Below are 6,369 nucleotides of genomic sequence, written 5' to 3'. Positions count from 1 at the left end.
CGTTACTACTATAACGCATTTCACAAGGGATATCAATCGACAGCCAATNTGCTGAACAAGCAGNTTTTCCGTCTTCNCATGAAAACTCGTGTCGCAGATGAAAAACNTTATGCNGACAGCATAGATTCTGTGACCTTCCGCCGTGCCAAGATAGAGGCANAGAATATAGTTGACCGCAGTCCAATGACCGACTTAGCATGGACAGTTGAAAAAAGCAAGATAGAGAACAGACTATCCATCTTTCAGAAGAATATCAATCTTATCATGCCTTACGGTGGTACATCTGAAGACTATCGCAGGTGGAAGANCATTTATAACTGTCTTCAGACCGCTATCAAGGTTACTCGTGAGTCCTATCAAGATTTGGGACGCAAGAAGAAAGAGTACATAGCCATCTATAAAGATATTGTCAGNCGCAATTACCAGCTCACCAAACAGCTTCTTGCATGGAAAGGCATGAAGTCCGCAAAGGAGATGCGGGAAAACAGCAAGCCACCCCAGCGGTTATCCTCCGTCTCTACAGTAGCTTTTGATGCCTTGAACCGTTGGAGAACGGCGGTGGGCGTTGATGGTTTTTCAAAAAAGTGAAATCAAAAAGTAAAATATAAAATATACGCTAACAAGTAAAAATGTAAATTATGACATTCAGTTCCTTATTATTAGCTGCACAAGGAGGTCTTCAGGGGTTGTCGAACACAATCTCCGACCTATCCCAGACAATAGGAGTTGACCTGTTTGAGGAAGACATTGACAATGTTGTTTTTCAAACGAATGAGTTTTTGTGCAATCCCGATTTTATTGGTACACAGGGTCCTTTTTGGTGGATCCTTCAAATGAGCATGGCATTGGGAGCCTTGTTTTCCATCATTGTAGGTGCCAGCATTGCCTATAAGATGATGGTCAAGGGAGAACCCATTGATGTNTTCAANATACTTAAAGTATTAGGTATCGCCATGGTCATGATTTTTTGGTACCCTCCAAGCATGACTGGCATGGGTGGCGGCAGTGGTAGCATCTTGGATGCTTTGGCATATATTCCCAACTGTATAGGCAGCTATACCCACGACCTGTATGAAGCGGAAGCCGTGCAAGTCAGTGAGAAATACAACGAATTGATGCCGCTTTTGCAAAAGCGTGACACGATGTATCAAAAGGCTGCAGAGGTGGAAGCTGCAGAAAGTATTGTAAACCAAGATCCCAGCATAGATATAATGACAAAAACTGCAGGAGGAGAATCTGCCATTAACGGCTTAAAAGATGCCTCCAGAGCCAAAAAGGCATCTGTTTTTGCTGGTCTAATCATCGGCTTGGATAAGATCATTATGTTCTTCTCGCTTGTTCTGTACCGTGTCGGTTGGTGGGCAACCATATTCTGCCAGCAAATCTTATTGGGTATGCTGACTATCTTTGGTCCCATTCAATGGGCTTTCTCCGTCCTTCCGAAATGGGAAGGTGCGTGGGCAAAATGGATTATCCGCTACCTGACCGTCCACTTCTACGGAGCCATGCTTTATTTTGTAGGTTTTTATGTCCTGCTTTTGTTTGATATTGTAATTAGCGTTCAGGTTGAAAACCTAACCGCCATTACATCGAATGTGAATACAATGAACGGTTATATACAAAATGCCTTCATGTCCTGCGGATATCTTCTTGCCGCTTCCGTAGTAGCATTAAGGTGTCTCAACTTGGTTCCCGATCTTGCAGCATGGATGATACCTGAAGGAGACACCGCTTTCTCCACTCGTAACTTTGGAGAAGGAGTGGCATCCTCCGTCAAATCAAGTGCCATGTCTGTCATGCCCAGAATCCANTAAAAAAANAAANCTATGGCTGTATTAAAAAAATTAGAAAACAAGATAAAATTAGTATTGATNGTCACAAGTCTTTTTTTGATAGGTTGTATAGTTATCAGCCTTGGAAGTCTTTTTATAGCCAGAGGNATGGTTGCCGATGCTCATAAGAAGATTTATGTCCTTGATGGNACNGTACCNGTTTTAGTCAAGCAGACTACNATGGATGAGACTTTTGGCGTGGAAGCAAAAAGTCACGTGGAGATGTTCCATAACCTGTTCTTTACATTGGCTCCTGATGATAAGTATATTGATTATACCATCAAGAAAGCCATGTACCTTATTGATGAGTCAGGTCTTGCNCAATATAACGCCTTGAAGGAAAAAGGCTTTTATAATAACATTATTGGAACGAGTACGATATGCAGTATNTTCTGTGACTCTATCAAGTTAGACGAGAAGAAGCTGACCTTTACCTATTATGGCCGTCAACGTATCGAGCGTCGCACCAGCATCCTGATGCGTCAGCTCATTACCGCAGGAAGTCTAAGGCGAGTACCTCGAACNGAAAACAACCCACACGGCTTTATCATCTACGGCTGGAGAACTCTTGTCAACAAAGATCTCTCCGAAAATCAGAAAACCAATTACTAACATTAAAGATTGAATATTATGGGATTCAAGAGAATTATTATGGGNGACCCTATGCCNGACAAGAACGACCCAAAATATAGAGAGCGTTATGAAAAAGAAGTGGAAGCAGGCAAACAGTTTGCCGACAAGAGTGGTTTGAGTTGGCTGGTCATGAAGATACAAATTCTGGCCAACCGTCACCGTGTAGCCTTCCTCGTTACNGTCTTCGGNATTGTAATTGGCTGTTTTGCCATTAACATTTTCAATATGGTACGCAGCTATAACGCCTCTAAGGANCGGCGCACAACAGCTGTTGAACAGGTAGATTCAGTATTACATCAAAGACGTACAATAAACAAAAAGTAAAATGGATGTAAAGAAAATAAATTTTAAGGATAGGAAGTATGTCTTTCCGGCTATACTATATCCACTGGTTTTGTTTGTAGGATATTTCGTCATTGATGCCGTAGAAACAGACGTGTCCGACAACGACCCACGCTTGGCCACAACGGATTACTTGAACTCTGATCTGCCGTCAGCCAATACTGACAGCGTGTTGGGAGGCAAGTTGGACAATGCCGAGCGTGAGTTTGGAAAAATCAATGATGTTTCTGGAGTTGAGAATGTTGAGAANGACNTTGACTCGATCAATAAAAAGGAAGATTATAATTCCCAATACAGTAATCGAGAGGCTGAAATGGTNCAAAGGCAGCAAGCGCANCAACGTGCCAAGATTGATGANCAGCGCAGAATCAGGGAAATGCAGGATCGTGTACGAAAGGGGNCAAACGCTTCCCGCAGCTCTTCCTCGAGCGACAACTTTGTCGCTCCAGTAAGTGATTCAGAGATTGCACGTCTCGACCGTAGNAGAAGACAACGTGAGATAGANAAGATGAACGAGGATCTTTCGGGCGTTGCTTTCGGTTCTTCTTCAGGNCGAGGAAGACGTGATAACGTAGACAATAATGACAGTATCGAAGATGATTATGGTCTGCTTGCAAATGGTTCTCGGAACGAAAGAAATACATCTTACGATGACAACGGATCCTCTTATTCTTCCAGAACATCGGACAACAACCGTGATGCAGGAGGACAAGCAGAGGGCAATCCCGAAAAAGTTGTCAAGAAAGTAAAGGCATCCTCCGACTACTTCAACACTCTATCGTCTTCATCGGAAGAGTCTAAGCTCATCAAGGCTATTATCGACGAGAATGTGAAGGCACAAGAAGGAAGTCGTGTCCGCCTTCGTTTGCTGGATGATGTGGAAATTGGTGACATAACCGTTAAGAAAGGTACCTACCTCTATGCACAGATGTCTGGTTTCAGTCAACAGCGAGTCAAAGGAAATGTAAAGAGCGTCTTCTGTAGGGATGAGATTATCAACGTAAGCCTTTCCATTTATGACACGGACGGATTGGAGGGTCTTTACGTTCCGCAATCTTCCTTCAGGGAAACCACTAAAGAGATACTCGGTTCAGCCACACAGGGTGGAACGAACATTGTAGACAACACAACCTCTTCAACTGGCATCAAAGGTTGGGCCAACAATGCCGTTCAGAATGCCTCTCAACATATGATGAATGCTGTAGGAAAAGCTGTCCGCAAGAATAGGGTAAAATTGAAGTATGGTACGCTCGTTTATCTGATTGACGGCAGTCGGCAGGAAAAGAGAAACAGATATTAAAATGCTAACAAGAANAAAAAAANATATGAAAAATTTTAAACAGAAAATTGCTATAGTCGTTATTATGTGTACCACTTTTTTGTTGGGGGTACATGCTCAAAAGACTTATTCGGATATGGAGGTGTTGACCGTCAACGAAAACATATCCACTATCATCACCGCCTCCGAGCCAATACGCTTGGTGGANATATCTACAGATTCCGTAGCAGGTGACAAACCTTTGGATAACGTGATACGTATAAAACCCAAGACCGGCAATCATAATGACGGGGATGTACTGGGTATAGTCACTATTATCACAGAGCGTTATAGAGTACAATATGCNCTTATTTACACCCGTCGTCTCCAAGAGGCCGTTTCGGATAAGGAAGTGGAACTTATAGAGCGCAATGCTTTCCACAATCCTGAAATNAGCATGTCTACTACAGATATGGCCTCTTATTGCATGAANGTATGGAATTCTCCAGCCAAATATCGNAGTACTTTTACCAAAAAGGACAAGATGATCATGCGNTTGAANAACATCTATGTTGTAGGCGAATATTTTTTCATTGATTTTTCCGTAGAAAACAAGACCAACCTCCCATTTGACATAGATGAGNTACGTATAAAGCTCGAGGACAAGAAACAAGAAAAGTCAACCAATGTTCAGATTATTGAGTTGAAACCAGCATTTATTCTTGACCGTTCTGTAAGGTTCAGAAAAGGCTACCGCAATGTAGTTGTCTTGAAAAAGATGACATTCCCCAATGACAAGGTTCTGTCGGTTGAGCTTTCAGAAAAACAGATTAGTGGTCGTGCCATCTCACTTCATCTCGACTATGAGGATGTATTAAGTGCCGACTCGTTCGACACGTTACTCTTGAAAGAACAATAAAAAAAGGCTTATCATGAATATACGTTTTTCCCGTTTNCCAAGAGTTTCTGTAGTTTCTCTTATCTGCCTGTTTCACCTTTCAGCTATGAGCCAATCTCACGGCAATCATGTAATGGTTGGCATGGGTGCTACCTATCCGCAAGGATTTGATGCCACACTGGCTTATGAGCATGAAATGAATTATCACAATGCAATGGAGTACTTNGCAAACTACTATATCAAGTACAAGACTGAACCAGAAGCAGGTTATGTCACCCGAAGTTCTTTTTGGNACAGTTATAACATTTGGACGGTTGGTTTTGCCTATAAGCCTTGCGTGACACGAAGTCGCAACCATCATGGCAACATCAGGGTCGGTGTAAGTGGCGGCAGTGACTTACATAAGTTTGTTGGCGTAGGTTCACTCGGCTACGAACACACCTTCAACCTCTATCATGGCTGGAGCATCTTCTTTCAGGTAAAAGAGGATGTCACGATGCGGGGGGAGGACTTGTTCCGTACTGGCGTAGCCATTGGTGCTAAGGTTCCACTATAAATTAAAATTGACATGAATATATATAAAATACTTATGGTAATCAATCGCATCATAAGACTTTCTCACAGAATTGTGCGAATTTCCTATAAAGTTCATCGTCAATCTTCACATAGAAGATCACGTAACACCAATAAAATAGTATATGCCATTTCTTTATTGGCTGTACTTATAGGNCTGAACTCATGTGATGTCTATCAACCCACAGATTATGAAATNCATGTGGGGTATATCTTGTGCGANGATCATAGTTGTGTGTCACCAGACGTTTATTTTGCCCAAAAATCGCAAAAAGCCGTGGGCGTTGTCTTTGCGGAGCAGACGGACGTTCATCCGCTTATGGCCGTTATGCTGAAGGANCTGGACGGAGTGTTCTGTGACTCGCTTGGCCTTTCCAACGGCACGAGTGGAAGCCTTACCGCTTTTGACGGTTCCGCCAACACACGAGCAATGCAAAACAGTTACAATGCCGAAACAAAGAAGGGTAGTCCACTTGCCATGAAGCTCTTTACNTTTCATGAAGGTGGCCAGAGTGATTTCCTGCCCAGTGTAGCAGAGCAGCGTTTGTTGAATGTCTCTGCCAGAAAAATCAATCCCATCATAGAAAAGCTNGGTGGCACACCCATAGCCTTGAATGAAGACTGTTGGTATTGGACTTCCACGGAAGTAAGNGANAACAANAANTTTCAGGCTTGGCTTTGTTCCTCTGTAAACGGGGGTATCATTGAAACGCCTAAGATGGAAAAACATAAGGCACGAGCAATCATTCAAATCAATTATTCTAACTAAAAAACAAACGACCATGGGATGGATAAAAGAGCTTGGCAAAGCAGCAGTAAAGGCAGCGGAAAAG

4 protein-coding genes are annotated in these 6,369 nt (G+C 42.7%); all 4 read left to right on the top strand.

The genetic code is table 11. From position 1 onward, the window contains the following. Positions 1-638 precede the first annotated feature (638 nt). The 4 genes from HMPREF9304_RS10850 (at position 639) to traN (ending at position 4,984) form a co-directional block, all read left to right on the top strand. Complete coding sequence (locus HMPREF9304_RS10850) at positions 639-1,814, top strand: hypothetical protein (RefSeq protein ID WP_052046127.1); 1,176 nt, start codon at positions 639-641, stop codon at positions 1,812-1,814. Between the two features lie 12 nt (positions 1,815-1,826). Further along, entirely contained in the window at positions 1,827-2,444 is a 618-nt protein-coding gene (gene traK / locus HMPREF9304_RS10845; protein WP_036929021.1) for a conjugative transposon protein TraK, read from the top strand. A 346-nt stretch (positions 2,445-2,790) separates the two neighbouring features. Continuing rightward, positions 2,791-4,107 (top strand): conjugative transposon protein TraM, encoded by a 1,317-nt coding sequence (gene traM, locus HMPREF9304_RS10835; RefSeq protein ID WP_036929017.1) that lies wholly within the window; start codon positions 2,791-2,793, stop codon positions 4,105-4,107. A gap of 25 nt (positions 4,108-4,132) precedes the next feature. After that, a complete protein-coding gene (gene traN / locus HMPREF9304_RS10830; RefSeq protein ID WP_036929024.1) occupies positions 4,133-4,984 on the top strand; it encodes a conjugative transposon protein TraN in 852 nt (283 codons plus the stop codon). Positions 4,985-6,369 lie beyond the last annotated feature (1,385 nt).

It is taken from the genome of Hoylesella timonensis S9-PR14 (assembly GCF_000762405.1).
GTDB lineage: Bacteria > Bacteroidota > Bacteroidia > Bacteroidales > Bacteroidaceae > Prevotella > Prevotella timonensis_A.
The sequence above is the reverse complement of the archived record's forward strand: the minus strand, read 5'-3'. Positions and strand labels throughout refer to the sequence as shown.